General features: G+C 59.8%; 30 protein-coding genes. 8 read left to right on the top strand and 22 right to left on the bottom strand.

What is annotated here, in order from left to right:
* Positions 1-26: 26 nt before the first annotated feature.
* The 7 genes from SWE17_RS06660 to lexA all read right to left on the bottom strand — a co-directional run bounded on the left by SWE17_RS06660 (position 27) and on the right by lexA (position 6,623).
* Complete coding sequence (locus tag SWE17_RS06660) at positions 27-1,112, bottom strand: phosphotransferase (RefSeq protein ID WP_322992327.1); 1,086 nt, start codon at positions 1,110-1,112, stop codon at positions 27-29.
* Between the two features lie 64 nt (positions 1,113-1,176).
* On the bottom strand, positions 1,177-1,896 hold the full coding sequence (locus SWE17_RS06655; RefSeq protein ID WP_100118901.1) for a Crp/Fnr family transcriptional regulator: 720 nt from the start codon (positions 1,894-1,896) through the stop codon (positions 1,177-1,179).
* A 57-nt stretch (positions 1,897-1,953) separates the two neighbouring features.
* Complete coding sequence (locus SWE17_RS06650; RefSeq protein WP_322992326.1) at positions 1,954-2,733, bottom strand: oxepin-CoA hydrolase, alternative type; 780 nt, start codon at positions 2,731-2,733, stop codon at positions 1,954-1,956.
* 129 nt (positions 2,734-2,862) lie between these two features.
* Positions 2,863-4,383: a 3-hydroxyacyl-CoA dehydrogenase gene (locus SWE17_RS06645; protein ID WP_322992325.1), complete on the bottom strand. Its 1,521-nt coding sequence runs from the start codon at positions 4,381-4,383 to the stop codon at positions 2,863-2,865.
* Positions 4,384-4,424: 41 nt separating this feature from the next.
* Positions 4,425-5,432 carry a D-2-hydroxyacid dehydrogenase family protein gene (locus SWE17_RS06640; RefSeq protein WP_322992324.1) on the bottom strand — a complete coding sequence of 336 codons (1,008 nt, stop codon included), beginning with the start codon at positions 5,430-5,432 and terminating at the stop codon, positions 4,425-4,427.
* A gap of 57 nt (positions 5,433-5,489) precedes the next feature.
* Positions 5,490-5,831: a hypothetical protein gene (locus tag SWE17_RS06635; RefSeq protein WP_322992323.1), complete on the bottom strand. Its 342-nt coding sequence runs from the start codon at positions 5,829-5,831 to the stop codon at positions 5,490-5,492.
* Between the two features lie 120 nt (positions 5,832-5,951).
* A complete protein-coding gene (lexA, locus tag SWE17_RS06630) occupies positions 5,952-6,623 on the bottom strand; it encodes a transcriptional repressor LexA (protein WP_322992322.1) in 672 nt (223 codons plus the stop codon).
* A 74-nt stretch (positions 6,624-6,697) separates the two neighbouring features.
* Here lexA and SWE17_RS06625 point away from each other — a divergent pair, with 74 nt between their 5' ends.
* The gene (locus SWE17_RS06625; RefSeq protein ID WP_322992321.1) at positions 6,698-7,660 is read left to right on the top strand and encodes an asparaginase; all 963 of its coding nucleotides are present in this window, start codon (positions 6,698-6,700) and stop codon (positions 7,658-7,660) included.
* 87 nt (positions 7,661-7,747) lie between these two features.
* Here the strand turns inward: SWE17_RS06625 and adk are convergent, their stop codons facing one another.
* The 6 genes from adk to SWE17_RS06595 form a co-directional block, all read right to left on the bottom strand.
* Positions 7,748-8,404: an adenylate kinase gene (gene adk / locus SWE17_RS06620; protein ID WP_322992320.1), complete on the bottom strand. Its 657-nt coding sequence runs from the start codon at positions 8,402-8,404 to the stop codon at positions 7,748-7,750.
* 119 nt (positions 8,405-8,523) lie between these two features.
* Positions 8,524-9,300 (bottom strand): 3-deoxy-manno-octulosonate cytidylyltransferase, encoded by a 777-nt coding sequence (kdsB, locus tag SWE17_RS06615; RefSeq protein ID WP_322992319.1) that lies wholly within the window; start codon positions 9,298-9,300, stop codon positions 8,524-8,526.
* 9 nt (positions 9,301-9,309) lie between these two features.
* Positions 9,310-9,516: a Trm112 family protein gene (locus SWE17_RS06610; protein WP_322992318.1), complete on the bottom strand. Its 207-nt coding sequence runs from the start codon at positions 9,514-9,516 to the stop codon at positions 9,310-9,312.
* Positions 9,517-9,568: 52 nt separating this feature from the next.
* Positions 9,569-10,573, bottom strand: coding sequence for a tetraacyldisaccharide 4'-kinase (lpxK, locus tag SWE17_RS06605; protein WP_322992317.1), 1,005 nt, complete (start codon positions 10,571-10,573; stop codon positions 9,569-9,571).
* 15 nt (positions 10,574-10,588) lie between these two features.
* Entirely contained in the window at positions 10,589-11,011 is a 423-nt protein-coding gene (locus tag SWE17_RS06600; protein WP_322992316.1) for a biopolymer transporter ExbD, read from the bottom strand.
* A gap of 9 nt (positions 11,012-11,020) precedes the next feature.
* A complete protein-coding gene (locus SWE17_RS06595; protein WP_322992443.1) occupies positions 11,021-11,638 on the bottom strand; it encodes a MotA/TolQ/ExbB proton channel family protein in 618 nt (205 codons plus the stop codon).
* A gap of 355 nt (positions 11,639-11,993) precedes the next feature.
* On the opposite strand from SWE17_RS06595, the gene xseA reads away from it, so the two are divergent.
* Positions 11,994-13,349 carry an exodeoxyribonuclease VII large subunit gene (xseA, locus tag SWE17_RS06590; RefSeq protein WP_322992315.1) on the top strand — a complete coding sequence of 452 codons (1,356 nt, stop codon included), beginning with the start codon at positions 11,994-11,996 and terminating at the stop codon, positions 13,347-13,349.
* Between the two features lie 189 nt (positions 13,350-13,538).
* On the top strand, positions 13,539-14,120 hold the full coding sequence (locus tag SWE17_RS06585; RefSeq protein WP_019431287.1) for a superoxide dismutase: 582 nt from the start codon (positions 13,539-13,541) through the stop codon (positions 14,118-14,120).
* A gap of 197 nt (positions 14,121-14,317) precedes the next feature.
* Here the strand turns inward: SWE17_RS06585 and SWE17_RS06580 are convergent, their stop codons facing one another.
* A complete protein-coding gene (locus SWE17_RS06580; RefSeq protein ID WP_322992314.1) occupies positions 14,318-15,079 on the bottom strand; it encodes an SDR family oxidoreductase in 762 nt (253 codons plus the stop codon).
* 212 nt (positions 15,080-15,291) lie between these two features.
* Here SWE17_RS06580 and SWE17_RS06575 point away from each other — a divergent pair, with 212 nt between their 5' ends.
* The 3 genes from SWE17_RS06575 (at position 15,292) to SWE17_RS06565 (ending at position 17,960) form a co-directional block, all read left to right on the top strand.
* Positions 15,292-16,401, top strand: a complete 1,110-nt coding sequence (locus tag SWE17_RS06575; protein WP_322992313.1) for an NAD(P)/FAD-dependent oxidoreductase — start codon at positions 15,292-15,294, stop codon at positions 16,399-16,401.
* 157 nt (positions 16,402-16,558) lie between these two features.
* Positions 16,559-17,062: a hypothetical protein gene (locus SWE17_RS06570; RefSeq protein ID WP_322992312.1), complete on the top strand. Its 504-nt coding sequence runs from the start codon at positions 16,559-16,561 to the stop codon at positions 17,060-17,062.
* 79 nt (positions 17,063-17,141) lie between these two features.
* On the top strand, positions 17,142-17,960 hold the full coding sequence (locus SWE17_RS06565; RefSeq protein ID WP_322992311.1) for a thioesterase family protein: 819 nt from the start codon (positions 17,142-17,144) through the stop codon (positions 17,958-17,960).
* A 38-nt stretch (positions 17,961-17,998) separates the two neighbouring features.
* On the opposite strand, the gene SWE17_RS06560 is transcribed toward SWE17_RS06565, so the two are convergent.
* Complete coding sequence (locus SWE17_RS06560; RefSeq protein ID WP_322992310.1) at positions 17,999-19,042, bottom strand: quinone-dependent dihydroorotate dehydrogenase; 1,044 nt, start codon at positions 19,040-19,042, stop codon at positions 17,999-18,001.
* Between the two features lie 93 nt (positions 19,043-19,135).
* On the opposite strand from SWE17_RS06560, the gene rpiA reads away from it, so the two are divergent.
* Entirely contained in the window at positions 19,136-19,807 is a 672-nt protein-coding gene (gene rpiA, locus SWE17_RS06555) for a ribose-5-phosphate isomerase RpiA (RefSeq protein ID WP_322992309.1), read from the top strand.
* Between the two features lie 9 nt (positions 19,808-19,816).
* On the opposite strand, the gene SWE17_RS06550 is transcribed toward rpiA, so the two are convergent.
* The 6 genes from SWE17_RS06550 to SWE17_RS06525 form a co-directional block, all read right to left on the bottom strand.
* Entirely contained in the window at positions 19,817-21,352 is a 1,536-nt protein-coding gene (locus SWE17_RS06550; protein ID WP_322992308.1) for a class I adenylate-forming enzyme family protein, read from the bottom strand.
* A gap of 87 nt (positions 21,353-21,439) precedes the next feature.
* Complete coding sequence (gene ribD / locus SWE17_RS06545; RefSeq protein WP_322992442.1) at positions 21,440-22,579, bottom strand: bifunctional diaminohydroxyphosphoribosylaminopyrimidine deaminase/5-amino-6-(5-phosphoribosylamino)uracil reductase RibD; 1,140 nt, start codon at positions 22,577-22,579, stop codon at positions 21,440-21,442.
* A gap of 58 nt (positions 22,580-22,637) precedes the next feature.
* Entirely contained in the window at positions 22,638-23,057 is a 420-nt protein-coding gene (locus SWE17_RS06540) for a type IV pilus modification PilV family protein (RefSeq protein WP_322992307.1), read from the bottom strand.
* A complete protein-coding gene (locus SWE17_RS06535; RefSeq protein ID WP_322992306.1) occupies positions 23,054-24,271 on the bottom strand; it encodes a hypothetical protein in 1,218 nt (405 codons plus the stop codon). Before SWE17_RS06535 ends, SWE17_RS06540 begins: the two co-directional genes overlap by 4 nt.
* Positions 24,268-24,891 (bottom strand): hypothetical protein, encoded by a 624-nt coding sequence (locus SWE17_RS06530; protein WP_322992305.1) that lies wholly within the window; start codon positions 24,889-24,891, stop codon positions 24,268-24,270. The genes SWE17_RS06535 and SWE17_RS06530 overlap by 4 nt, the downstream gene beginning before the upstream one ends.
* Before the next feature lie 5 nt (positions 24,892-24,896).
* Complete coding sequence (locus SWE17_RS06525) at positions 24,897-25,358, bottom strand: type IV pilin protein (RefSeq protein WP_322992304.1); 462 nt, start codon at positions 25,356-25,358, stop codon at positions 24,897-24,899.
* A gap of 4 nt (positions 25,359-25,362) precedes the next feature.
* On the opposite strand from SWE17_RS06525, the gene SWE17_RS06520 reads away from it, so the two are divergent.
* Positions 25,363-25,998: a GspH/FimT family protein gene (locus tag SWE17_RS06520; protein WP_322992303.1), complete on the top strand. Its 636-nt coding sequence runs from the start codon at positions 25,363-25,365 to the stop codon at positions 25,996-25,998.
* Positions 25,999-26,022: 24 nt separating this feature from the next.
* Here the strand turns inward: SWE17_RS06520 and nrdR are convergent, their stop codons facing one another.
* Positions 26,023-26,472 (bottom strand): transcriptional regulator NrdR, encoded by a 450-nt coding sequence (nrdR, locus tag SWE17_RS06515; RefSeq protein ID WP_322992302.1) that lies wholly within the window; start codon positions 26,470-26,472, stop codon positions 26,023-26,025.
* Positions 26,473-26,475 lie beyond the last annotated feature (3 nt).

Raw genomic sequence — 26,475 nt, 5'->3', positions numbered from 1 at the left:
AGGGTTGGGGGTGTTGGTGTGAAAAATCAGGCTTGGCATGCAAAACGCCAGGCCAACTCGGCCATGGGACGGGCACCTGCGCCCGAGCTCTTGGCTTGTTCGCTGGAGGCCGTACCGTCTTCGACGCGTTTGGCAATGCCTTGCAAAATGGCCGCAATGCGGAACATGTTGTAGGCGAGGTAAAAATTCCAGTCTTGGGCCAATGCCTCAGGGGTTGTGAAGCCGGTTCGTTCGCAATAGCGGCGAATGTATTCGGCCTCAGATGGGATGCCCAGTGCCGCGAAATCGAGTCCGCCAATGCCCCGAAAGGTGCCTGGTTTGATGTGCCAAGCCATGCAGTGGTAGCTGAAGTCGGCCAGTGGATGACCCAACGTAGACAGTTCCCAGTCCAGCACAGCCAGCACACGGGCTTCAGTGGGGTGGAACATCAGGTTGTCCAAGCGGTAGTCGCCGTGCACGATGCCGACCAGCGATTCGTCCTTGGCACTGTCCGGGATGTTTTTCGGTAACCATTCGATCAGCTGGTCCATTTCGGGGATGGGCTGGGTGATGGAGGCGGCGTACTGTTTGCTCCAGCGGCCAATCTGCCGCTCGATGTAGTTACCCGGTTTGCCGTAGCTGGCCAGGCCTTGCTTGGCCACATCAACTTTGTGCAGCGCTGCCAGAACCCGGTTCATTTCGTCGTAAATCGCGCCGCGCTCGGCAGTCGTCATGCCAGGCAGTGACTGGTCCCAGATCACACGGCCTTGTACGAACTCCATGACGTAGAAAGCGCGGCCGATCACCGACTCGTCATCACACAGCACATGCATCTGGGCCACAGGCACATCGGTGCCGTGCAGGCCTTGCATGACGGCAAACTCGCGCTCGATGGCGTGTGCTGAAGGCAGCAACTTGGCGACCGGGCCGGGCTTGGCCCGCATCACGTATTGGCGTGATGGGGTGATGAGCTTGTAGGTGGGGTTGGATTGCCCGCCCTTGAACATTTCTACGCTCAAGGGCCCTGAAAAGCCTGGCAATTGGGCCGTGAGCCAACTTTCAAGCGCTGGAATGTCAAAGGCGTGGGAGCCTGTGACAGGCCGGGTCCCCACGAAATGGTCAAAAGCACTCATGGGGTTTCCCGTCGAAAATCAATGGCCTCTGCAGAAAGCGGCAAGAGGATGTAACTGAGTCGTTTCAGTGATCGGCATTCACGATCAAGAGCAGTGCGTCGCGGTCCAGTACCACCAACCCACCGGGCTCGATGCGGATGATTTGTTCCCGCTCCATTTGCTTGAGCTCTTGGTTGACCCGTTGACGCGATGCCCCCAGCAACTGGGCCAATTCCTCCTGCGCCAACTGCAAGCTGATGCGGATGGCTTTGGCATCCGACAAACTGGGGACGCCATAGCTGCGCAACAAGTGGTTGAGCTGTTTGGCCAGTCTGGCCCGCAAGGGCAGGGTGTTGAGGTCCTCCACCAAGCCGTAAAGCTGGCGAATGCGCCGCGCATGCAGGCGAAGCATGGCATCGTAAAACTCGACGTGTTGCGACAGAATTTTCTTGAAGTCGGCTTTGGCCACATTCAGCGTGGTGGTGTCGCCGTGTGCGTAACAGTCGTGCGTGCGGCGATCCCCATCGAAGATCGAGACATCGCCAAACCAAATGCCCGGCTCCACGTAGGTCAAGGTGATTTGTTTGCCGGACACCGAAGTGGAACTCACACGCACCGCGCCCTTGGCACAGGCAATCCACTGCTCGGGTGGATCGCCGCGTGCTGCGAGCATGTCGCCGTCTTTGTGGCGTTTGACGTAAGCGCATCGAAGTATGTCGTGTCGAAGTGAAGGTGAAAGGGTAGAGAACCAGCGACCTGCATTGATCGCTTCTCTTTCCTCCATTGTCAGAATCGGTTCGTCCATGCTCTGTCCTTTGAGTGACTGGTGATCGAATTTTTGTCGCCTGGGGGACCAGCCGCTTTATTCGTATTCGGGTTTTTGCTTGTTGAGAAAAGAAGAAATGCCAATGCCTGCATTGGTATGGTGCAGATTTTTGACAAAGTGGTCTCGCTCGTGGCCCAGTTGGGCGTTCAAACTGCTGCTGTCTGCATCGGACAACAATTCTTTGATACTGGCCAGCGCATTGGGTGCGCGGGCATTGAGCTGCGCGCACAGTGCCAAGGCTTGTTGCAGGGACTGACCGGCATCCGCCAAGCGATTGACCACACCGAGTTGCTGCAAACGCTCTGCACCGATGCGCTCCCCACACATGAGCAGTTCTGTGGCCAGTTGGCGCGGCACAGCGCGGGCCAGGCTCCAGCTGCCGCCGCCATCGGGTGACAGGGCAATGGAGCTGTAGGCCATGACGAACACGCTGTTGCGGGCTGCCACGATCATGTCGCATGCCAGTGCCAGTGAAAAACCTGCGCCGGCTGCCGGGCCCTCCACGGCCGCAATCACAGGTTTGGGAAAAGTACGGATCGCCTCGATCCAGTTGTGCAAACCTTCAATGCTTTGGGCTTGGTGCTCAGGCGGTAACTGTCGGTTGTTTTGAAGACGTTGCAGATTGCCGCCCGCACTGAAAATACCATTTGCTCCAGTGATCACCACACTGCGCACATCTGCGCTCGATTCGGCCACGCTCAGTGCTTCGACGCCTGCGGCGTACATCTCCGGGCCGAGGGCGTTGCGAAACTCGGGGTTGCTGAGGGTCAAGATCAGAGTCTGGCCTTCGCTGGTGCTGAGGAGTTGGGCGGTCATATTTTTAATCAGTTGGGGACAGAGCTAAAGATCTGTCCCGCAATGTTATTCAGATGGGGACAGAGCTAAAGATTTGTTCCCTAAAGTCATTCAGATGGGTACAGAACAAAGGTCTGACCCACACAGTCATCAATCCTCGGTGTGCATCAAGGACAGGCCAATGGCACCTCGGCGGCGCAACCAAGGGCTGGGGCGATAACGTGGATCACCATAAACGGTTTGGAGGTTGAACAGCACTTCCAGAATGCTGTCCGGGCCCAAGCGGTTGCCCATCGCTAAAGGGCCCATGGGGTAAGCCAAGCCCAAGGTGACGGCGGTTTCCAAATCCTGCGGGGTACAAATTTGCTGCTGGCAAATGTCCGACGCAATGTTGACGATGGTTGCCACCACGCGCTGTGTGACAAAGCCACCGCTGTCACGGATGACGGACACGGCCTTGCCATCGCGGGCAAACAGGGCATGAGCCGCATCACGCATGTCGGCGCGTGTGGCGGGGTTGGTGGCCAGCACGCGGCGCTTGGTGGCGCCGTCGTCAAACAGCATATCGATCCCCACGGTTCGGGCCGGGTCCAAGCGCTCCACCACCGCCACGGTGGTGATGTCAAAGCCCAGCGGGGCAACGATGGTCAGCGCTTCAGGTGAAGGTGAAGCACCTGTTTCAATGGTGGCGCCGAGGTTTTTCAGAATTTGTAAGAGCTCCATTCGCCGGGCAGCTCTGGGCGAGACCCAGACGGGCGGCATGTTCTCAACCTCAGGGACGGGCGTTTCCGCGGGCACCTGCGCTGAACCGTCCACGTATTTGTAAAAGCCTTCGCCCACTTTTTTACCCACCACACCCCCAGCCAATCGCTGGGCGGTGATCACGTTGGGGCGGTAACGCGGCTCCTCGTAATACTGGTGATAGATCGATTCGATCACATGGTGTGAGACATCCAGCGCCGTCAGATCAAAGAGTTCGAAGGGGCCAAGTTTGAAGCCAACCTGGTCGCGCAAGATGCGGTCGATGGTGGCGAAATCGGCCACGCCCTCGCTCACGATGCGCAAAGCCTCCGTGCCGTAACCGCGCCCGGCGTGGTTGACGATGAAGCCAGGCGTGTCTTGCGCTTGCACCGGGGTATGGCCCATCTGGCGTGCAAAATCCGACAAACGCTGACACACCGCAGGGTCGGTTTTAAGGCCCGCAATCACTTCGACCACTTTCATGAGTGGTACCGGGTTGAAGAAGTGGTAACCCGCAAATTGCGCTGGACGCTGCAAGGCTGCGGCAATGGCCGTGACAGACAAGGAGGAGGTGTTGGTGACCAGAACAGCCGAAGGAGCCAACACTGTTTCCAGCTCGGTGAACAGACTTTTCTTGATCTCGAGCTTTTCAACGATGGCCTCGACAACCAGTTCACACTCCGCCAAGTCTTGAAGCTGGGTGGCACCCAGCAGGCGGGTTTTGTGACCCGCTACGGCTTCGGCTGTCAATCGGCCTTTTTCTTGCAATTTGTCCCATTGCAGGAACACGGCTTCACGAGCTTTGGTGATGGCTTCGGGTTGAGTGTCGTAAAGCCAGACCTGGCTGCCGGTCTGAGCGGCAATTTGAGCAATGCCTCGGCCCATGGCCCCTGCGCCAATGATGGCGACTTTGGAAAATGCAAGCGTCATGTTGGAATGGAAAATGAAATGAGAAAAAAGAACCGTTGGCCTCAGCGGCGAACCTGCAAGGCCCCGGGGTTCACGATGTTGGTAGGGGTGCCCTTGATGTAATTGACCACATTGTCAAAAGCGGCGCTGAAATACAGCTCGTAGTTGTCTTTTTCGACGTAGCCAATGTGCGGCGTGCAAATGCAGTTCTCCAAGCGCAAGAGGGCTGAGCCTTGCAAAATTGGCTCTGACTCGAAAACGTCGACCGCAGCCAATCCCGGACGGCCGCGGTTGAGGCCACCGATCAAGGCGTTGGGTTCAACCAATTCAGCGCGAGAAGTGTTCACAAACAGCGAGGTGGGCTTCATTCGGCCCAAATCTTCGCTGTTCACGATACCTTGGGTGGCCTCGTTCAGGCGCAAGTGGATCGACAACACATCGGACTCTTCAAAGAATGCAGCCCGGCTGGAAGCGGCACGGTAGCCGTTTTGAATGGCTTTGTTGCGAGATTCGTCGCTGCCCCAGACCATCACGTCCATGCCAAAGGCTTTGCCGTAGCCGGCCACCATTTGGCCAATTTTTCCATAGCCCCAAATCCCCAAGGTTCGGCCTTTGAGGACTGTGCCCAAACCAAAATTGGTCGGCATTGAGCCCGCTTTGAGGCCTGATTGCTGCCACGCGCCGTGCTTCAAGTTGCCAATGTACTGGGGCAAGCGGCGGGTGGCTGCCATGATCAGGGCCCAAGTCAACTCAGCCGGTGCCACCGGGGAGCCCACGCCCTCGGCCACAGCCACACCGCGTTCGGTGCAGGCGGCCAAATCTACGTGTCCGCCCAAGCGGCCAGTTTGCGAGATGAGTTTCAAGCGCGGCAGTTTTTCGATCACGGCCCTGGTTAGTTGGGTGCGCTCTCGAATCAGCACGATGATGTCGGCATCTTTGAGGCGAACGGTCAGCTGGCCCATGCCCTTGACCGTGTTGGTGTACACCTTGGCCGAGAAATTTTCGAGTTTGGCGGCGCAGTCGAGTTTGCGGACCACATCTTGGTAGTCGTCAAGAATCACAATGTTCATCCCTCCATTGTGCCTTGACGAGGCGGCCCCATTGGGCCGCTGGGCATGCTTTTCAGGTCAAATGCGTGCCTGTGATGCCTCAATCGCGGCCAACCGGTCCAATTCGGCGCACACATCGGCCATGCGACCGGAAATCACCATTCGGCCCGCGCCTTTGACGCGTTGGTCACTCTCAGTGACACGAAGCACCCGCAAGGCTGGTGCAGTTGTTGCCGTGTGAACCCGATGAGGCTGAATGCTGGACTTGAGCCCTTGAGGCACACAAGCCGGACGGCGTGTGGCCCAAACCGGACGCAAAAAAGCGTTGGCACGCTGGGGTTTGGCTGCGACGGTCGCAGGGCGGGTCCAATTGGAGAGGCCTTGAAACAGACCCGAAAAAGCAAGCAGAGCGATTCCCATGTGAAACCTTTCAAAAGCATGGAGGTTGGACACAGGCAGGATTGCTGAATGAGCCTGTTGCACCAGGGCTGGCGGAACCATTCCGCCTGCGCCCGCCACCTGGTGCAGCAAGCAGATCTCTTACATGAGCAGGGTGTTTCGGATCAAGCCCACGGCCAAACCTTCGATGTCGAAAGGCTCTTCGGGATTGACCACGATGGTCGGATAGTCTGGGTTTTCCGGCAGCAGTTCAATGCCATCGGCAGTTTTGCGCAAGCGCTTGACGGTGACGTCATCGCCCAAGCGGGCCACCACGATTTGCCCGTTGCGCACGTCTTTGGTGGATTTGACGGCCAACAGGTCGCCGTCCATGATGCCGGCGTCACGCATGGACATGCCGCGAACCCGAAGCAGGTAATCGGGTTGTTCAGTGAACAAGCTGCTTTCTATTTGGTAGGTCCGGTCCACATGCTCTTGCGCCAAAATGGGTGAGCCGGCTGCGACTCGGCCAACCAGTGGCAAACTCAGTTGCCCCAAACCGGGCAGCGTCAAGCTGAAGAGGTCGGAAGGTGCGCGAAAATTGCTGCGGTTGCTGCCCTTGAGGCGAATGCCGCGGGATGTGCCACTGACCAACTCGATGGCGCCTTTGCGGGCCAAGGCTTTGAGGTGCTCTTCTGCCGCGTTGGCTGATTTGAAGCCCAACACACTGGCGATTTCGGCGCGTGTGGGAGGTGCACCTGTGTTGGCAATGGTGTTCTGGATCAGTTCCAGAATTTCCTGCTGCCGAGCGGTGAGTTTGGGGCTGTCGATCATGGCGGTCTCCGTGTGAGGACTGGTTGGGCTGTTTTTTCATCCAGTGACTGTATTTTTAACCAGTTTTTAAGGCAGTGCAAGTGGTAGACGCAAAAAAAAGTCAAAAAGTCGTGGTTTTGGGCACAGGCGGCACCATCGCAGGCACGGCGGCCAGCGCCAGTGACCATACCGGCTACACGGCTGGTCAGTTAGGCGTCCAACACCTGTTGGACGCGGTACCAGCGCTGCAAGACAGCTTGCAAGGCCATGAGTTGGTGGGTGAGCAGCTTGTGCAACTGGACAGCAAAGACATGGACCATGCGACTTGGCAGGCGCTCGCGCAGCGTTGTGCGCATTGGTTGGCTCGACCCGATGTAGATGCTGTCGTCATCACCCATGGCACCGATACTTTGGAAGAAACCGCTTGGTTTTTGCAGATGGTGCTGGACACGAACAAACCGGTGGTCTTGACTTGTGCGATGCGTCCTGCAACGGCCTTGGCGCCGGATGGCCCTCAAAATTTGCTGGATGCCATGGTGGTGGCCTGCGATCCTTTGTCACGGGGGGTGATGGTGGTCTGTGCCGGTCTCATTCACAGCGCCCGGGCGGTGCAAAAGGTTCATCCCTACCGACTTGATGCTTTCAGTTCGGGTGAGTCGGGTCCCCGAGGCTTTGTGGAGCAGGGTGGTGTGCGGTGGCAGGATTTGGGTGTTTTGCCAAAGGTGCATGCCCATGCGCGCACTGCCTTGACTTCCAATGTTGCGCAATGGCCCTGGGTGGCCGTGCTGCACAGCCACGCAGGATCGGACGCACGACAAATTCAGGCCTTGGTGGCTGCGGGGGTGAAAGGGCTTGTGATGGCAGGCACAGGTAACGGGACTGTGCACGAAAAGCTAGCGTCCGCATTGTCGGAAGCACAAGCGCAGGGCGTTGTTGTTCGGCTGGTTTCGCGCTGTGCACAGGGTCAAATCGTGGGTAAAGCTGCGTTTTCGACAGCGCCGCTGGGATTGAATGTTTTCAAAGCCCGAGTCAGCTTGCTGCTCGATTTGCTGGGCTAGAGATTGAAAAGTGCTTGCTTCACGCCATGCCCTGAAAGCAAAAAGCCCCGCTGAGCGGGGCTTTGTTTTTTTGGGGGCAGCTTCAGTTCAGCCAGCCAGTGCCGAAAACGCCCGGGCTGTGATGTCTTCCACGCTGCCAGTGCCGCTGATGGCGCGGTACTTGGGGGCCGCTGCAGCGTCGTTTTTCGCCCAACCCGAGTAATATTCGACCAAGGGACGAGTTTGAGCGCTGTAAACATCCAGACGCTTTTTCACGGTTTCTTCCTGGTCATCGGCACGTTGTACCAAGGGCTCGCCCGTCACGTCGTCCAGGCCTTCCACTTTGGGTGGGTTGAACTTGACGTGGTAAGTGCGGCCCGATGCGGGGTGCGAGCGGCGACCGCTCATGCGGTCGATGATGGCGTCAAAGGGCACATCAATTTCGAGCACGTAATCCAACTTGACGCCAGCTGCCTTCATGGCATCGGCCTGAGGAATGGTCCGGGGAAAACCGTCAAACAGGAAGCCGTTGGCGCAGTCGGCTTGGGCGATGCGTTCTTTAACCAAGTTGATGATCAGGTCGTCGCTGACCAAGCCGCCCGATTCCATGACGGCTTTGGCTTGCAGGCCCAGCGGCGTGCCCGCCTTGACAGCCGCACGCAGCATGTCACCGGTGGAGATTTGAGGGATGTTGTATTTCTGGCAAATGAAAGAGGCTTGTGTGCCTTTGCCGGCGCCGGGTGCGCCCAACAGAATCAGTCTCATGGGGAAGGTCCTTATCGTTTGAAATCGGTTCAGTCGGCAAGACCAAAGGCCCAACCACTTGATTGGTTTTGAGAATATCACGCCAGCCTCAAAGCTGGCTTACGGTGTAAACCCTGTTTTTAGCTCAGCATTTGGCGCACTCGGGCCAAATCTTCTGGCGTGTCCACACCAGGACCCAGGGCCTCAGAAGTCACATGAACCGCAATCCGATGCCCGTGCCACAATACGCGAAGTTGTTCCAGCGACTCCATGCTTTCAATGGGGGCAGGTGTCAATTGTGGGAACAATCTTAAAAACCCAGCACGGTAGGCGTAGATGCCGATGTGCCGCAGAGGCGCTGGGTTGGGCAAGCTTTTGAAGCCCGCGTCACTTTGGCCGTCTCGCCACCAAGGGATGGGCGCACGACTGAAATACAGGGCCATCTGGCGTGCATCCATGACCACTTTGACCACGTTGGGGTTGCCGAACTCTTCCAGCGACCCGATGGCGTGGGCGGCTGTGCTCATGCTGGCGTCAGGGCGCTCGTTCAGTACGCAGGCCACTTCGTTGATGAGTTCGGGCCGCATCAAAGGCTCGTCTCCTTGCACGTTGACCACCAAAGCATCATCGGGCAAGCTCAGCAGTTGACACGCTTCGGCCAATCTGTCACTGCCGCTGACATGGTCCTGCCGTGTCAACAAAACTTGGACGCCATGTGCTTTGCAGGCATGAACAATGCGTTCGTCATCGGCGGCCACCACCACTTGAGTGGCTTGCGACTGCATGGCGCGTTGAGCCACGCGCACAACCATTGGCAGTCCGGCGATGTCGACCAGCGGTTTGTTGGGCAAACGGATCGAGGCCAACCGTGCAGGAATGACCACGGTGAAGCCTTGCGGCTTTGTGGAATCTGTCATGCCGGCGTCTCAGAGTGGTGGGCGCAGGGCCGCGAGCTTGTCAATTTCATCGTCACTCAGCGTCCGTGCTTCGTTTTCCAGCAGGATCGGAATGCCATTTCTCACCGGGTAAGCCAAGCGTGCGCTGCGCGAAAGCAATTCTTGACGCTCGCGGTCGAAGTTGAGCGGTCCTTTGGTCACTGGGCAAACCAGCAGTTCAAGCAATTTGGTGTCCATGGCTGAATGATAACGACCTTGAATTTCCCGGCTAAATGAGTCGATGGCCGCTTCAACGTTTCAAAAGTTGACCGATGCGAGCGTCAAGGGTCGTCCAAAAACCAGGTTCTGGTGTCACCACTAGGGGGATGGCCAGAGCGCCGGGTTCGTGCAACCAGAGCTTGGCCGCATCCTTTTCGGTACACAACCAGGTCAGACCGGGCTGCTTGGGCCAGTTTTGGTAAGGGTGGTGATCGGGCAGTGGGGTCGTACTGGCCAGACGCAGACCTGATTGGCGCAACATTTCAAAAAATGCTTCTGGGCGGGCCAGTCCTGCCACCGCATGAAGCGGTGAATTTTCATTGCTCAGGCTTTGCAGCGTGATGCGCCGGCCATCTGCCGCCAGGGCATGGTCGGCCAATTGGCGGGGGGCGTGGTAAGTGTCGGTTGGCCAGTTTGAAGACACTGGGCCCGTCTGGAGTACCGCGTCAACCTGCCGTGGCCAAGCTTCTCGCAGGGGGCCAGCGGGCAATAGCCAGCCATTGCCAACCCCACGCTCGTCCATCACACAAATCTCGATGTCTCGCGCCAATGCCCAGTGTTGCAAGCCATCGTCACACAGCAAAATTTGCACGCCCGGGTGCGCTTGCAGCAAGCCCATTGCCGCATCGGCTCGAGCCCGGCCAACCCAAACCGGTGCGCCTGTGGCTTGGTGGATGAGCAAGGGCTCATCGCCCACATCCATGGGGTCGCTGTTCGGTGCGACTGCCCGGATGTCTCGGGTCTTGCGACCATGGCCACGGGAAATGACCCCGATTTTGAAACCTTGTGCCATCAGGTGTTTGGCCAAAGCGATGGTCACGGGGGTTTTGCCCGCACCCCCCGCCACCACATTGCCCACCACAATGACCAGTGCTGGGACCCGCTGTGTTTTGAAAATCCCCTTGGCATAAGCCCAGCGCCGTAAACCGACCAAGGCACCATAAAGGACCGACACAGGCCACAAGGCCAAGGCCACGGGTCCACGTTGCAACCACACGCGGGGCAGATGCTGGTGAAGGAAAGCGGTCAAGCCCATGGGGATTTAAACCGTTCAGGAGCCCGGGGCCTCGGCAGACTGGGCTGCAAAGCTGATTTTCGACAAACCACTTCTGCGCGCTGCTTCCATGGCGTGGACCACGCTTTGGTGGCTTGCTGCCGCGTCGGCGCTGATGACCAGCAGGGTGTCTGGCTTGGCCAAGGGCGTGAGCACCGCCACCAAAGCTCCCACCGAACTGGTTCCTAGGGGGGATTTGTTGATGGCGTATTGCCCCTGCGCTGTGATGCTCAGCACGATTTGTCGGGGCTTGGTGCTCGTTGCACTGGCATCGGCCACAGGCAGATTCAATTGGATCTCAGTCTGGCGCGACCAAGTGGTGGTCAGCATCAAAAAGATCAACACCACCAGGAGCACGTCAATGAACGGCACCAGGTTGATTTCGGGTTCCGGAGCGGTAAATCGAGGCCTGAAATTCACAAGCCACCTTTAGTTACGCGCACGGCTCAAGTGCCGGGCAAAAGTTTCGGCAGTCACTTCCATGTTCAACACATGCCGGTCAACCACTGCGCGAAAGTAACGCCAGAACATCAAGGCTGGGATGGCGATGATCAAACCAAAGGCCGTGTTGTACAAGGCCACCGATATGCCGTGCGCCAACAAAGCCGGTTGGTTGTTGGCCGCGGAGTGCGCCCCGAAAATTTCGATCATGCCCACCACGGTGCCCAGCAAGCCGAGCAGAGGGGCGGCAGAGGCGATGGTGGCCAAGGCAGGCAAGTAGCGTTCGAGTTGCTGAACGGCCAGGCGGCCTGCCATCTGTATGCTCGCGTGAATGTCTTCGCTGGTGGCAAGGGTGTTGTCTTGCACACACCGCAGGCCACGGGCTAAAACGGGACCCATGGTCCCAGCTTTGTCCAAGGTTTCGACCATCTCGGGTAAAGGGACTCCGCGCTGGAGGGCTTCGAGGGTTTGCGCCAGGATTTGCGGCGGCATGACTTTGGCTTCCTGCAGTTGGAACCCGCGCTCCAAGATCAATGCCAAGGCCAGAACCGAACACAGGATCAAGGGCCAAATGGGCCAACCAGCGGCTTGTATGATGGACAACAAGAGCAAACCTTCCAGTTTTTCGGTGAACAAAGAAGCCAGATTATCGGTGAAGGCCATGCCCGGATATGAAAAGTCCCGGTGGTGCCTGAATAGATGCCTCCAGCTGTGGATAACTTTGTGAAGAACTTTGTCCTTTTGATGCCCTGGCAAACTCCGGTATGAAAAAATTCCTGTGAATTTGAACGGTCATTTTTAAAATACTGAATGAAATCAATGGTTTGCAAAGATGATCTGAAGCCTCGTGTCGTACACCCGCTTGAACGCCTGTGTTGCCTCACTTGTGGAGTACTTTTCTAGGCAGAACTGGGTTTGGACGCCTGAATCACCCATGCAAGCCCCATAAAAACGACAAGTTATGCCTGTAAACGACGATTTGAAGCCGCGCGCATGGACAGTTTCTGCCCTGTGCCGCGCCATGGCTGACACACTGGACGCTCAGTTCAATCCGGTCACGGTGCGCGGCGAGATTTCGGGTTTCTCTCGAGCGGCCAGTGGGCATTGCTATTTTTTGATCAAAGACGACACGGGCCAAATTCGTTGCGCCATGTTCCGCCGTGCCGCCAGCTTGATGGACTTTGCCCCGCGAGACGGCGAATTGGTTGAAGTGCGTGGCCGTTTGGGGGTGTATGAGGCCCGAGGTGATTTGCAGTTGATCGTGGAGTCTATGGAGCGGGCAGGGCAGGGCGCACTCTTTGAGCAGTTTTTGCGTCTCAAAGCCAAGCTCGAAGCCGAAGGCTTGTTTGACCCCGTCCACAAACGTGAATTGCCCGGTCAACCCCGTGCCATTGGTGTGGTGACATCTTTGGGCGCTGCTGCCTGGCACGATGTGATGACCGCCTTGCAGCGGCGTGTGCCTCACATCCCTGTGCTGATGGTGCCCGCTTTGGTTCAGGGCACGGGTGCGGCCGCCACTTTGGCTCAGGCCCTGCGGCAGTTGTATGCCTTCACAGCGGAGGACAACCCATTCAGCCCGCCCGTGGATGTGATTTTGCTGGTGCGTGGTGGCGGATCGATGGAAGACCTGTGGTCGTTCAATGACGAAAACCTGGCCCGTGTGATCGCTCAAAGCCCTGTCCCTTTGATTTGCGGTGTTGGGCATGAAACCGATTTCACCATCGCTGATTTTGTGGCCGATGTGCGTGCCCCAACGCCCACCGCCGCCGCAGAGATGGCGGCGGCCGACCGCGGGGTGGGCCTTGAGGCTTTGTCGGTTCTGGAGCATCGTTTGAGCCGCGGGCTGCTGCGCCAGCAAGACCGACAAGCCCAGCGCTTGGACAGTGTGGCCGCCCGTTTGGGGGTGGGCTTGGCTCGCCAGCAAGAGCGGCAAGTGCAGTGCCTGAATGCTTTGGCCAGCCGACTGAGCCGCCCCCAAGCCCTGCTGGGTCAGCACAGCCAGTGGCTGGACCGCTTGGCCAGCCGTTTGCAGACGGGCGTCCGAAGTCAATTGGTCGGCCAAGACCACCAGTTGGAGCGCTTGAACGATCGTTTGGCTTTCAACCGGGCGCAGCAAGTGCCGCAACGCGCCCAGCGCTTGGAGCGAGCCGCTTTGCGTTTGTCGTCGGTGGACCCGCGTCAGGTGCTTGAGCGCGGTTATGCCTGGCTCAGCGATGAGCACGGCCAGGCTTTGACCCACGCTGCCCAGTTTCAACCCGGTCATCGCATTCAGGCCACTTTGTCCGATGGCCTGGTGCCTTTGGTCGTGAAAGGCTGAGACGCCAGCGCGTTCGGGCGGGGTGGGGCCGGGGCGACGATTTCTGGTACCCCAACATGAGGAGCCCCGGCCCCACCCTGTCCGAACGCACCGCTAACGCTGCAGTGACCCTGAACACGGTAAGGGGCATCGCGCTCCCTTAAAATGCCTCAAACACTTTTTTAACCCGCAATAACCTAAGGACCCCTCATGGAACACACCTTGCCCGCACTGCCTTACGCGATCGACGCTTTGGCCCCTCACTACAGCCAGGAAACCCTGGAGTTCCACCACGGCAAGCACCACAACGCTTATGTTGTGAACCTGAACAACCTGCAAAAAGGCACCGAATTCGAGAGCATGTCCCTCGAAGAGATCATCAAGAAGTCCAGCGGCGGCGTTTACAACAACTCGGCCCAGATCTGGAACCACACCTTCTTCTGGAACTGCATGAAGCCCAACGGCGGTGGCGAGCCCACAGGCGCATTGGCCACAGCCATCAACGCCAAGTTCGGCAGCTACGCCGCTTTCAAAGAAGCCTTCGTCAAGAGCGCCGTGGGCAATTTCGGCTCCGGCTGGACATGGCTGGTCAAGAAAGCTGACGGCTCGGTCGACATCGTCAACATGGGCGCCGCTGGCACCCCCCTGACGACAGGCGACACAGCCTTGTTGACCGTGGACGTGTGGGAACACGCCTACTACATTGACTACCGCAACATGCGCCCCAAGTTCGTTGAGACCTTCCTCGACAAGCTGGTGAACTGGTCTTTCGCCGAGAAGAACTTCGGCTGATCGAGGTTTTCTCCAAGTCAAAAAGCCCGCTTGTGCGGGCTTTTTGCTTTCTTTGCTGGATTTTGCTAACCCACTGAGCAGAGCATGGGCTGGGGCCGGGCACCGATTTTGGGTACTCCCTCATGAGGTGCCCGGCCCCAGCCCATGCTCTGCGGCATCCGAAGCACCAGGTGCCAAGTACCAATTGCCAAGGAAAGTCAGCGAATCATCATCCCCCCATCCGCCACGATGGTCTGCCCCGTTACATACTGCCCAGCTGGGCTTGCCAAAAACACCGCCACCCCGCCAATGTCATCCGGCTCACCCATGCGGCGCAGCGGCGTTTCGCTGTTGTACTTGGCGCTCATCACCGGGTCCTCGTGCAAGGCCTTGGCAAAGTCGGTTTTGATCAAGCCCGGCGCGATGCAGTTGACCCGGATGTTGTCCGGACCCCATTCCACCGCCAGGTTGCGCGCCAGTTGCATGTCGGCTGCTTTGGAGATGTTGTACGCCCCAATAATGGCCGAGCCGTGCAGGCCGCCAATCGACGACACGATCACGATGGCACCGTCTTTCTTGGCTTTCATGTCAGGGTAGACCATGGTGCACAGCCAGGTGTTGGACAGCACGTTGTTGCGCATCACCTTGTCGAACACCTCGTCGCTCATGCCGGTGGTGGGGCCGTAATAGGGGTTGGTGGCCGCGTTGCACACCAGAATGTCGATCGGGCCCCAAGCTGCACGGGTCTGGTCGATCAGGTTTTGAAGTTGCTCCTTGCTGGAGATGCTCGCGGCAATCGCCATGGCTTCTCCCCCTGCGGCTTGGATTTCCTTGACCACCACTTCGCAAGCGTCTTGCTTGCGGCTGGACACCACCACCTTGGCACCTTGTTTGGCCAGCTGGTGTGCGATGGACCGGCCAATGCCCCGGCTGGAGCCCGTGACGACGGCGACTTTGCCTTTGAGATTGAACAGCGACATGAAACGGTCTCCTTGTTGAATGCTTGGCAGTCTGCCCGTGTGCGGTGCCCGTGTCTGTCTTGCGGGTGTCAGCTCTCGGGTTTTGTAGGAGCCCCGCCCTCGGGGCGATGGGTGGTGGTCTGCTCGCGCCCCATCGCGGCGAGGGCGCCGCTCCCACAAAGCCCCTTCAGACCAAGCCTCAATGCTTGTCAGTCTGCGCCACAATGCTGCCCATGGAACAAGTTGATGCTGTGGTGATTGGGGCCGGCGTGGTCGGCCTGGCTGTGGGGCGGGCGCTGGCGCTTTCGGGCCGCGAGGTGCTGGTGCTCGAATCGGAAAACGCCATTGGCACGGGCACCAGCTCGCGCAACAGCGAGGTCATCCACGCGGGCATTTATTACCCTGCGGGCTCGCTCAAGGCCCGGCTGTGCGTGCAGGGTAAGCAAATGCTCTACGCTTATTGCGCCGAGCGCGGCGTGGCGCACAAGCAGTTTGGCAAGCTGATCGTGGCCACAACTCCTGAGCAAGTGCTGGCGCTGGACGGCATCATGGCCAAGGCAGATGCCAACGGCGTGCACGATTTGCAAAAACTCACGGCTGCCCAAGCCCAAGCGCTGGAGCCAGCGCTCTCTTGTCAGGCTGCGCTGCTCTCGCCCAGCACTGGGGTGATCGACAGTCACGGCTACATGCTCGCCTTGCAAGGTGACATGGAAAACGCAGGCGGTTTGCTGGCGCTGGTCTCGCCTGTGCAACACATAGGTCTAAAGCACGGCACCGCCACGCACCCGATTCGCGTGACCACGCAAGACGGTACCGAGCTGGCGTGCAAAGTGCTGGTCAATGCCGCTGGGCTGAGCGCCGTGGCGATGGCCGAGCGCATGGACGGGCTGGACAAAAGCTTGCTGCCACAAGCCCATTACGCTAAGGGTAACTATTTCACACTCGCGGGCAAGGCGCCGTTCTCCTGCCTGATTTACCCCGTGCCCGAAAAAGCCGGTTTGGGCGTGCACCTCACGCTCGACTTGGGCGGACAGGCCAAGTTCGGCCCAGACGTTCAATGGGTCAACGATCCCACCGACCTGCAGGTCGACCCGCGTCGGGGCGATGCCTTTTATGCCGAGGTGCGCAAATACTGGCCCGCGTTGCAAGATGGCGCATTGCAAGCCGGCTACTCGGGCATGCGTCCCAAGATCAACGCCCCGCATGAGGCGGCAGCTGACTTCATGATCCAGGGCCCAGCCGAGCACGGCGTGCCGGGTCTGGTGAACCTGCTGGGCATCGAGTCGCCGGGGCTGACCAGTTCGTTGGCCATTGCCGACGAGGTTTGCGCTCGGCTGGCCTGAGGCCATCCTCATCAAGCGCTAGCCCTTCATGCACTCCTCGCCTTCATTCTTTCAACGGTTGTTTCAACGGGTAGAGACCGCACTTTTGCGCCACGGCTCAGAGCCCAAAACCATCTTTTGGCTGGCAGTTTTTTCGGTTTTCGATGGATTTCTGCCCATGTTGCCCGCGGAAATGTTTGTCCTGGCCTTGTGTGTTCTTCAGCCGCAAAAGGGCAAAGTCATTGTGCTGGTCTTTGCACTGGCTTCTGCATTGGGTGCTTTTTTGTTGGCCTTGGGCATGGGGACGCTGACGGAATCTGCCGAATCTTTGAGCCAAAAGCTGATGGGCTCACAAGGGCCACAAGTCTTGTCCATGCTGCGAGACTCGGGGCCGATCAGCATGGTGTTTTTCTCAGTCTTTCCAGACTCTCCGCGTTCCGCCATCGCGCTGTTCGCATTGAGTGGCGTATCGCCTGATTCCATCGGTGCGATGGTGTTCATCGGCAAACTGATGCTCTACACGGTGCTGTTGCTGTTGATCCACCATTTGCCATCCAGGGTGGGCAGATGGCGTGGTGCGGGGCCGTTTAGGGTGAAATGGCTGCAGCGCCGTGCGAGCCGTTTTGTGGCCTATTGCCGCCGAATCCGCCGACGAGCGAGGTGTCTCAGCCAAGGCACTTGAATGTCCCAAGCGAATCTAGCCCGCAATTGATCGCTTGTGAGACAGCGCAGGGCGAGCAGGCGCATCTATCATCGTTCGCATGCACCCATTCGACGAAGCCATTGACCTGCACGCCTCTGCACTTGCGGACGCCCCCCACGAATTCACAGGCGCGACCCACCCCGCCTACGCCAACATGGTCGGGCCTTTTGGCGGCACCACCTCGGCGCAACTGCTGCAATCGGCCATGCTGCACCCCGAGCGCCTGGGCGAGCCGGTTGCGCTCACGGTCAACTTTGCCGCCCCGGTGGCCGATGGCGAGATCCGCTTCTTGGCGCGGCCCGTGCGCACCAACCGATCGACTCAGCACTGGATCATCGAAGCCCACCAAGCCGAAGGCGTGGTGGCCACCGCTACGGCGGTGTTTGCGGTACGTCGTGAAACCTGGTCTGACATCGAAGCCGTGATGCCTGCCAACTTGCCCGCGCCTGAGGCCTTAACCCGGATGCCTGTCAGGGGCATGCCCGCTTGGCCGCAGCGTTACGACATGCGTTTTGTCGAAGGTGCTTTCCCCGAGGCCTTTGACGAACAAGAACAAACCCACTCGCGATCCACCTTGTGGGTGCGCGACGAGCCCGAGCGGGCGCTGGACTTTGCTTCTTTGGCGGCCTTGAGCGACAGCTTTTTTCCGCGCATTTACATCCGCCGCCGTCGTCGCGCCTTGATTGGCACGGTGTCCCTGACCACCTATTTTCATGCAGACAGCGCCTTACTGGCGCAGGTCGGCACGCGCCATGTGTTGGGCGTGGCCAATGCGCTCAACTACCGCCACGGCTACTTTGACCAGACGGGCGAACTCTGGAGCCCCGAGGGGCAGCTGCTGGCGAGCACGCACCAGTTGGTGTACTTCAAGGACTGAGCATAGGGGCCAATGAATCTTGGCCCCCGTTTCTTGATTCAGCGCTTCATCTGCTGCAGCGCACTCGCCACTTCGGTGACCAGCGCCGGGCCTTTGTAGATCAGCCCGGTGTAAATCTGCACCACGTCGGCCCCGGCTTCTATTTTTGCGATCGCATCGTGCCCGCTCAGGATACCGCCCACGCCGATGATGGGGAAGTCCTTGCCTAAAGCAGCACGCAGCTGGCGGATCACACGGTTGCTGCCTTCGAGCACGGGCGCACCCGAAAGACCGCCGGTTTCTTCGGCATGCGGCAGACCGCTCACCGCGTCACGCGCCAGTGTGGTGTTGGTGGCGATCACCCCATCCATGCCGTGCTTTTGCAGCGTGGCGGCAATCACGCCCACTTGGGTTTCGTCCAGATCGGGAGCAATTTTCAGAAACATGGGCACGCGGCGGCCGTGCTCAAAGGCCAGTTCTTCGCGCCGCGACACCAGGGCGCCCAGCAGTCCGTCCAGCGCCTCGTCACTTTGCAGGGCGCGCAGGTTCTTGGTGTTGGGGCTGGAGATGTTCACCGTCACGTAGTCGGCATGTGGGTACACGCCTGCCAGCGCGATCAAATAATCGTCGGTGGCGTTTTCAATGGGCGTGGCGGCGTTCTTGCCGATGTTCAGGCCCAGCAGGCGACCTTGTTGGCGGAACTTGGAGCGCTTGACGTTGGCGATGAAGGCGTCGAGTCCGTCGTTGTTGAAGCCCAGGCGGTTGATCAGGGCTTGCGCTTCGGGCAAGCGGAACATGCGGGGCTTGGGGTTACCCGGCTGCGCCTTGGGCGTGACGGTGCCGACTTCGACAAAGCCAAAGCCCATGGCGCCCAAGCCATCGATGCAGCGGGCGTTTTTGTCCAAACCAGCAGCCATGCCGACGCGGTTGGGGAAATGCAAACCCGCCAGCGTGATGGGTTGCGCCACAAAGGGCTGGCGGTAAACGCGGTCCAGCGGGGTGTTTTGGGTACGGGCCAAGCCCTCGATGGTCAGGTCGTGGGTCTCTTCGGGGTCCATCTTGAACAAAAAGGAGCGGGCGAGGGCGTAAGGGATCAGGGACATTGGATAATTCTGGCCAGCAAAGGCAATGACAACAATTCCCGTCATTGTCTCAAACCCCCGGCCACCCTCCATTTTTTACCCAGACCCAACCCCATGACACAAGACGAACTCAAAGCCCTGGTGGGCCAAGCCGCCCTGAAATACGTTGTTCCCGGCGAGATCGTTGGCGTGGGCACCGGCTCCACGGTGAACAAATTCATCGACGCGCTGGCTTCCATGAAAGACCAAATCAAAGGCGCTGTGTCGAGTTCTGAAGCCTCCACCGTGCGCTTGAAGGCCTTGGGCATCCCGGTGTTCGACAGCAACGATGTCGAGAGCCTGTCGGTCTACATTGACGGTGCCGACGAGATCGACCACCAAGGCCACATGGTCAAGGGCGGCGGCGCGGCGCTCACCCGCGAAAAAATCGTGGCCGCCCAGTCCAAGCAGTTTGTCTGCATCGCCGACGAGAGCAAATTGGTCGATGCTTTAGGCGCTTTTCCTTTGCCTGTGGAAGTCATTCCCATGGCCACGGCCCGGGTGATGCGCCAGTTTGTGGCCATGGGCGGCAGCGCCACTGTGCGCCAAAAAGACGGCCAGCCGCTGGTGACCGACAACGGGCAGCACATCGTCGATGTGAAGGGCTTGAAGATCACCGACCCTGTGGCTTTTGAAAACACCGTCAGCCAGTGGCCGGGCGTGGTGACGGTGGGTGTTTTTGCGCTGCAGAGAGCCCAGGTGTGTTTGTTGGGCACGTCGTCGGGTGTGAAGACGCTGAACTTTTGATCGTGTGTCTCAGGCCAGTCGCTGGCGCAGCTCGGTTTTGAGCACCTTGCCGTAATTGTTTTTCGGCAGGCTGCTCACCACTTCGTAGCGTTTGGGCCGTTTGAAGCGGGCGATTTCTTGCAGGCACAGTGCGTCCAACGCGGCGATGTCGAGTGTTTGCCCATCTTGCGGCACCACAAAAGCCACAACCACCTCGCCCCATTCGGCATCGGGGGCGCCCACAACCGCGACTTCGGCCACCCCCGGCGCGCGCAAGAGCACTTCTTCGATTTCGCGGGGGTAGATGTTGGAGCCGCCGCTGATGATCAGGTCTTTGCTGCGGTCCTTCAGGGTCAAAAAGCCGTCGGCGTCCAGACAGCCCATGTCACCCGTGAACAGCCAGCCGTTCTGGATGGCTTTGGCCGTGGCCTCGGGGTTACGCCAGTAGCCTGCCATCACACTGTCGCCCTGAATCAACACCTCGCCAATTTCACCCAGTGGCAAGTCGCAGCCTTGCTCGTCGGTGACGCGGATGCGAACAGGGGTTTGCGCCACACCAATTGACGCCAGTCGCTCCTGGTGCCGGGGGTGTTGGGTGTCTTGCAGGTGATGGCGTGACAGGGCGGTGCCCACCATGGGGCTTTCGCCTTGGCCGTAAATTTGCACAAAGCGCGGCCCCATCACGCGCAGCGCCCGCTGGATATCGGCCGCATACATGGGAGCGCCGCCGTAAACCACGGTTTTGAAGGATTGGCCACAATCGCTGGCTGACAAGCCGGCTGTCTCAGCATGGTCCACAAGCCTTTTGACGATGGTGGGCGCGGCAAACATGGACAGTGGGCCAAGCTGTGGGCCCAGCGCAAACAGCTCGGCCGGATCGAACCCGCCAGAGGGGGGCACCATGTGCAGTGCCCCGGCCATCAGGTGTGGAATGGCATAGATGCCTGCGCCGTGCGACATGGGAGCAGCATAAGCAATGGTGTCTTGCGGGCTGACGGCGTCGACATCGCAGAAATAGCCCAAGCCCATGGTCATCAGGTTTCGGTGGGTGATCATCACGCCCTTGGGGCGTCCCGTGGTGCCGCTGGTGTAAAAAAGCCAGGCCAAATCGTCGGCTGCACGCTCTGTGATGGGTGTGTCGACATGTGAATCGTGCCCCTGCCACAGCGCATCGGCTTGGGCACTGTCCACATCGATCACACGTTCCAAGCCAGTGAGGTTTTCACCAGTGTCATGGGTGATGTCGGCCGTCACAAAAGCCCAGCGGGCTTGGGCGTTGTCGATGATCCATTGCGCCTCGCGCACATGCAGTTTGGCGTTGATGGGCACCACCGCCAGCCCGGCCCACCAAGCGCCAAACAGCACCTCAAGGTAGCGCACATGGTTGCGCATGAACAGGGCCACCCGGTCGCCGGGCTGCAAACCTGCGGCCTGAAATTGGCGCGCCAGTTGCTGGCAACGCTGCGCCCATTGGCCATGTGAGGCCACCACTTGGGTGCCATTCAGAATGGCGGGTCGCTCAGGCGCTGTGCGTGCCTGGCGTTGCAGTAAATGGGCGAGGTTCAATTCGTTGGCTCCTGGAAAAAGGAGTTTGATTGTGGTCTGGATGGTGCGCGTTAGGCTGTCCCGCGAAAGTCATGGCTCGCGCTGTCCTCAGTCTGGCTGTCGGCGCAGCAGCAAGCGCAGATCGGGCCCGATGCGGTCCACCGCATGAAAGGCCAGCCGGACCGCGCCACTGAGCTCGGTGAGGGTGGGCAAGTTGGCCAGGCCTTGACCGGGGCCCAGCAGTTGCGGGGCCAGATAGACCAGAAATTCGTCCACCAGCCCTTCGCGGATGAACGAGCCGTTGAGCTTGTGCCCGGCCTCCAAGTGCAGTTCGTTGATTTCGCGCCCTGCCAGGTCGCGCAGCATGGCCGCCAGATCGACCTTGCCACCGGGGCCGGGGCAGTCGATCACGGTCACGCCGCGTGTCGTCAGCGCAGCGCGTTTGTCCAGGTGTTCGGCGTTGGCCGGGTTAATAGCGGTGTAAATCCAGATTTGCCGGGCTTGTTCGCCCGAGCCTTGTGTGTCCAGCAACTTGGCGCTCAGGGGCATGTCGAGGCGACTGTCCACCACCACCAAGTGCGGCTGGCGCGGGGCGTCCACACCGCGCACATTGAGCAGGGGGTCGTCTTCGAGCACGGTGCCAATGCCGGTCAGGATGGCGCAGGCTCGGGCACGCCAAGCGTGGCCGTCTGCGCGGGCTGGGGCGCTTGTGATCCATTGGCTTTGGCCGTTTTGCAGCGCGGTTTGCCCGTCGAGCGAGGCGGCCACCTTCATGCGCACCCAAGGCAAGCCGCGTTCCATGCGGCTGAAAAAACCGAGGTTCAGTTCACGCGCCTGCACAGCGATGTCGCTTGTCGGGTGCAAGGTCTCTGTTTGCACGCCCGCAGCTGCCAAACGCGAGATGCCTTGGCCTGCGACTTTCGGGTTGGGATCGTGCATGGCCGACACCACGCGGCCCATGCCCGCAGCGGCCAAGGCGTCGCAGCAAGGCCCGGTGCGGCCTTGGTGGGCGCAAGGCTCCAGCGTGACCCAGGCCGTGGCCCCTTGCACGTTGTGCCCGCGGGAGGCCGCATCGCGCAGCGCCATGATTTCGGCATGTGGGCCGCCTGCGCGTTGGGTGTGGCCTTCGCCCAGCACGGTGCCATCGGCGGCAGTGATCACACAGCCCACGCGGGGGTTGGGCGATGTCAGCCACAGTGCTTGGCGGGCCAAGTCCAGGGCGCGGTTCAAGGGAGAGGTGTCTAACAAAGTGGGCACAGGGGTCAGCGGTGAAGAGGGCGGAGAGGGCGGAGAGGGTTCATGCAGATTATGGCGGGGATAAGCCTGCCCAAGCTTGCAAACCCGAGGCACTGCTGTGCCATTCGATGCGCTGCTCGGCAGCAGCCCCGGTGGACCCAGATGCGGCCCCCCAAGTAGGCCATTGCACGCTGACCCGAAAATCCACGAGCCCCTGGCCCCGCGCTGAGCTGCGCGTTTGACGGGTGTAGCGCGTGCCTTGGTGTTCGATGATGTCTTGGGTCGGGCACATGTCTGCGTTGGCCCGCAAGCAGTCCATGGCCTCTTGGGCCAGGTGCTGGGCCACGGTGTGTTGACGGTTCAGGCTGGCGCTGCCGATGGTTTTGAGCATCAGCTGCGTGGCCCCCACCAGGCCGATACCCAGCACGGCCGAAGCCACCAAGGCTTCAATCAAGGCCATGCCCTGCTGCTGGGGTGGTGGTTTTTTCATGGTTGGCCCTCGCTCCAGCTGCCGTTGATGCGCTGGACCCGGCGGGCATCGATGCCTTCTGGCCAGTTGACGATGTACGCATCGCGGCCCTCAGGCCGGGCCAACACGGTGCCAAAGCGCCATTCGGGCAGGCCCGACTCCACCACCAACTGGCCCTCGATCGTTCCGCCTTGCCAGCCCCGCATTTTCTCGTCGTTGCAGCCCGAGTCGAGCAAGACACTGCCCACAATGCGCACGTTGGTGGCCATGCGTGGGCAGCGCTGGGCGCAGGCCTTGGCAGAAAACACCACCACAGCTGGGGTCTCGGGTGTGCCCACGCTGATCTGCCAGTCTGCGGGGCTGTCGATCCAGTAGACCGAACGGGGCGGTTTGGTTTGCGCTGTCAGGCCATTGGCCTCTTGCGCTGCTGACCAGGCTTGCAGCTGTTCATCCGTGATGTCGCCCAACACACTGCGCCAAGCGGCACGGTTGCAGGGGCTTCGCGCCAAGGCTGCGCTGGGGCCGGTTTTGCTCCCACCACCGGGCATGCTGGTGGTTTTGAGGGCCAAGCAGGCATTTTTTTCAGCGTTGGAAATGCTGCCGTTGCCGTTGGTGTCCGGCACAAAATGCGTGAGCACAGCCGGGCCTTTGGCGGTGCCTTCGCAGATGTTGCCTTGGCTGACCAAGGGGCAAACACGCAAGCTGGCACCAGCCGCTTCAGTCACACAGCCATTGAGCACCAACGCAGCGGGTGCAGGCAGATCCGGTGCTGGTGCCACTGTGGGCACAAACAAGCTTTCACGCGCATGCGCCTTGCTGTTGTTTGCAGTGCTGCTGGCGCTGGCATGCAAGGTGAGTACATGGGGCGAGGTCACCAAGTCCCGCACGGCAATCGTACTCAGTTGGGTTTGTGGCAGCGCGGGGTGAGGTGTCAGCGGTACAGCGCTGCACTGCCATTGCGGACCCGAAACACCTGCAGGGCAGGGCGCGCGGGTGGCCAACAGCGCTGAAATTGGGTTTGCCGTCGATGGCAAGGCCGCTTGAGCACTGGCCAAGGCTGTGTCGGCCGCCAGTCTGGCCTGATTGGCGTGGGCGTGGTTTTGGCTGGCCAGTTGGTCCATCAAAGCACTTCGGGCGCTGTAAAAGCTGGTCAAACTGGCCAAGATCACCAGCCCAATGGCCACCAGCAAGGTGATGGCCCCGTTTTGCGCTGGCGAGTGGCTGTGGGCTGTCATGGGCAAAATAGTGCCTGCGTGCTGGCGGGCATGTCGTTGCGCAAATGCACGGTTTGCGAGAGGCGGATTTGGCGGGCCGCGTCCCGAGGCCACTGTGCCGTCAAATCCATGAGCACGCTTCGGTGGATCCATCCTTGGCGCAGTTCGCAGCGCAATTGCCAACTCAGAGCCGTGATCTCCAAGTTGGCGCTGTCGGTGATAGCCTGCCAGTCACCACTTCCGCTGCACGACCTTCTGGCGTGCAAGGTGGTTCCTGAAAGCCGAAAACCCATGCATTCATCGTCGTCTTTTTGGCCGTCGTGATTGCGGTCGTAGCTGAAGTCGATCCAGTCACCTTCGATGCTGAAGTCTTGCCAGCCTTCGCAAAACGGGTCGTCGCAAACGCCGGGCGCACGGCTTTGCCACGCATTGGCTGTGTATTGCGCTTTGCGCAGTTCGCGGGCCATCCAGTCCATGGCCGAGCGCAAATCGTGGTGCAAATGGCTGTCTTGCAGCGCCATGCGGTGGCCGCGCAGGTGGTTGGCCAGCATGGCAGAGCCCGCGGCCAAAACCACCAAACCCACCGACAAACCCACCAAGAGTCCGATCAGTGTTTCACCGCGTTGCGTGACGGTGGTCATCGTGTTCAACGCCGCCAGCAAGATGCCGGGTCACTGTCTGGGTGCTCGCCTGCGCTGAAAATTGCAGTGGCACCGCCTTGCCAGCGCAAGCCCAATTTGGCGCATTCGCGGTCTGCAGATTGGCTTCCCAGTCCGGTAGCCTGCGCAAAATAGCCTTCGGCCGTGGCATCGGTCACCGTGATTTGGTAGTGCCCCTGGGGTGACAAACCCTGCGCCCAACCGAGCTCGCTCACGCTGCTGGCGTAACGCTCGTGCGTGCTGCGCCAGCGCGCTTGGTCCATTTGCAGTTGCAGCAAGGCCGCTTGCCCGTCGCCGCGGCGGGCTTGGCGCTGCTGTTGTTGGTAGGTGGGCAGGGCCACTGCCGCCAGCACACTCATCAAGGCCAAGCTGATCAGCAGCTCGGCGAGTGTCCAACCGCGGGCGTTTGGCTGGGCAGGGGGGCGAGCAGCTGTAAGGGGTCTGGTCATGTGCATGGACTCTCCAGTTTTGTTTTTATTGTGGCCTTATGTATTCTTCTTGTACAGTCTGGCCATGCACAAAATGGATTTGTTGCGCTGTGAATCGAGGCCGCGAGACCATGCGGGAGGCTTCACCCTGCTGGAGGCCTTGGTAGTGCTGGCGCTGGTCGGGGTGTTGGTGGCCTTGGCGGCACCCTCGGTTTCAGGAATGCGTACTCGCCACCAGTTGCAAGCCCAGGCTGAGGGGCTGTTGGACAGTTTGGTGCTGGCCCGCTCAGAGGCTTTGCGGCGGCAGCAACGTGTCACTTTGTGCCCACGCACACGCGACAACGCTTGCGATGTCTCAGCGCCATGGCAAAACGGGTGGTTGGTGTTTGTGGACGCCAACGACAATGCCAAGCGCGAAGCCGAAGAGCCCTTGATCGAGGTGCATGGCGATGTGCCACGGGCAGTGCGCATGGGCGTTGCCAGCACGGTCAAAGGCTATTTTTCGTATGGTTCAGAAGGGCGCAGCCAAAGCACGGGCGGTGCGTTCATGGCCGGAACTTGGCGCTTTTGCCTGGCAACCGCACAAGTGGGCTGGCAAGTGGTGAGCAATGCCTTGGGCAAGCCCCGAATTGAAAAGTACAACCCAGAGACGTGCCCCTGAGAAGGCCCACAGTGGGGGAAAGCTTCAGCTTTGGACTTCGTCCACCAGCGTCTTGAACTCGTCGATGTCTTCAAAGTTGCGGTACACGCTGGCAAAGCGCACATAGGCCACTTTGTCGAGCTTTTTAAGCTCGCGCATGACCAGCTCACCAATGCGGTGCGAGGCCACTTCGCGACTGGGCATGGCCAGCAGTTTTTCTTCGATGCGCTCAATCGCGCCGTCCACCTGCTCAGTGCTCACAGGGCGTTTGCGCAAGGCCAAGTTGAGGCTGGCGCGCAGTTTGTCGCGTTGGTATTCGATGCGGCGACCGTCTTTTTTGACGATGGCCGGGAAACTCACTTCGGGTTTTTCGTAAGTGGTGAAGCGCTTTTCACACGCCCCACATTGACGCCGACGGCGAATGAAATCCCCGTCTTCGGCCAGCCGTGTCTCGACCACTTGGGTTTCGAGGTGACCGCAAAACGGGCATTTCATCGT

The sequence above is a fragment of the Limnohabitans sp. genome (assembly GCF_034680285.1).
In the GTDB taxonomy this organism is placed as follows: Bacteria; Pseudomonadota; Gammaproteobacteria; order Burkholderiales; family Burkholderiaceae_C; genus Limnohabitans_A.
The sequence above is the reverse complement of the archived record's forward strand: the minus strand, read 5'-3'. Positions and strand labels throughout refer to the sequence as shown.